Origin of the sequence: Streptomyces sp. NPDC057654 (genome assembly GCF_042800135.1) — a bacterium.
Lineage (GTDB): Bacteria > Actinomycetota > Actinomycetes > Streptomycetales > Streptomycetaceae > Streptomyces.
On the sequence record NZ_JBHVHQ010001295.1, the window covers coordinates 1 to 1,631 of the forward strand.

General features: G+C 76.0%; 1 protein-coding gene. It reads left to right on the forward strand.

Annotated elements, in window-relative coordinates; genetic code table 11:
• Nucleotides 1-205: 205 nt before the first annotated feature.
• Nucleotides 206-1,631: helix-turn-helix domain-containing protein (locus tag ACFU99_RS42985; RefSeq protein WP_384404048.1), on the forward strand; the 1,426-nt coding region annotated here is incomplete at its 3' end.

Consider the following 1,631-nt stretch of genomic DNA (forward strand, 5'->3'; position numbering starts at 1 on the left):
GGGTACGACTCGCTGCGTTCGGTCAATTGCGTCACGTGGTCATGCTGCCAAGAACACGCCATTCCTACCTGTAGCGGGCATTTGGTCGCCGTGTCGCTCAATGTATGTTTACGTGATTTTTGATGCTGTGTTTGCGGCGTTGGCTATGTCAGCTGCGCCAGTCATGTGACGCCCGGCATGAATGAGCGGAGAGGCGACAAGAGGCATGACGCGGTCGACGCGGTCCGGCCCCGAGGGGCTCCAGGAACCCGGTGCCACCCCCTTGCTGCCGCCGGCGCACGAGAGCCGGGCGCTGCGCGTGGCCCGCTCGGTCACCCGCGACCGGCTGGCGGCGGCCGTCGGTGTCACGCCCGCGACCGTACGCTCCTGGGAAACCGGGCGCACCAGCCCGCGGGGCCGCAAGCGCGCGGCGTACGCACGGATACTCGCGCGCTTGGAGGCCGGGCTTCCGCTGGAGGAGACGGCCGAGGTCACGCCCGTCAGCTCCATACCTGCCGACGCCCCCGCCGGCTCCCCCGCCCAAGCCTCCGCCGCGCCGCTCGCGGTCCAGCGCCTCCTGATCGAGGCTTTCACCACCCCGCTGGGAGCCGCCGCCCCGGCTTCGCCCCTCCCGGCGAATGGGGAACGGCCCTCGTCCGCCGAGGGTGCGGCGGCCTCCGCCGGCCCTGCCGCGAGCCCGGACGGCTTGCGGGCCGGGCCCTCCCGTGACGTGGTCGCGACGACCGCGCCGCTCCCGGTGCTCAGTGCCGTTCACGCCGCGCCGCCCCGGCGCAAGCAGCCCCGTAAGCCGCCGAGCTGGGCGCAGGAGGAGTCCGCCGATCGCGCGACGGGCCCGGCAGCGGCGGCCACCGCCCCCATGACCGTCGAGCGGAAGCGCGTCCGCGTGCCGAGTTGGGCGCGGGAGCCGGTGGACGACGACCGCCTCGGCGCGGGGACGGCCGCTCCCGCCACCCCCGCCACCCCGACCGACGCCTTCGACGCCCTGTACGAGCGTCACGCCGCGTCGCTCGCCCGGCAGACCTACCTGCTCACGGGGCGGCCCCGGCTCGGGCGGCGCGCAGTTGAGCGGGCGTTTCAGCTGGCGTGGGAGCAGTGGCCGGACGTGGCCGTGGACCAGGACCCGGCCGGCTGGGTGCGCGCGGCGGCGTACGAGCACGCGCTGTCCCCCTGGCACCGGCTGCGCCCCGGCGGCGAGCCGCCGACGCGACCGGAGCGGGATGCCGCGCTCCTGCACGCGATGCTGAGCCTCCCGGCCTCGTACCGCCGCACCCTGCTGCTCCACGACGGCGTCGGGCTCGGCCTCCCCGAGACCGCCGCCGAGACGGAGGCCACGACGCCGGCCGCCGCGAACCGGCTCGTGCACGCCCGCGCCGCCGTCGCCGAGCTGCTGCCGGAGCTGCGGGGGCTGTCCCCCGCGGCTCGGGGCGCGGCCCTGCGGGAACGTTTCGGCGCGCTTGCCGCCGCCCTGCCCGTCACGATGACGGCCGCCCGGCTCGTACGCGCCGACGGGGAACGCCTCACGCGCCGGACGACGCGCGCGGCCCTCGGGCTCACCGCGGTGATCGCGGTGGCGACGGCGTTCACGGTGCTCACCGCGGAGGGCCCGGCGCAGCACCGGCCCCGGCCTCAGC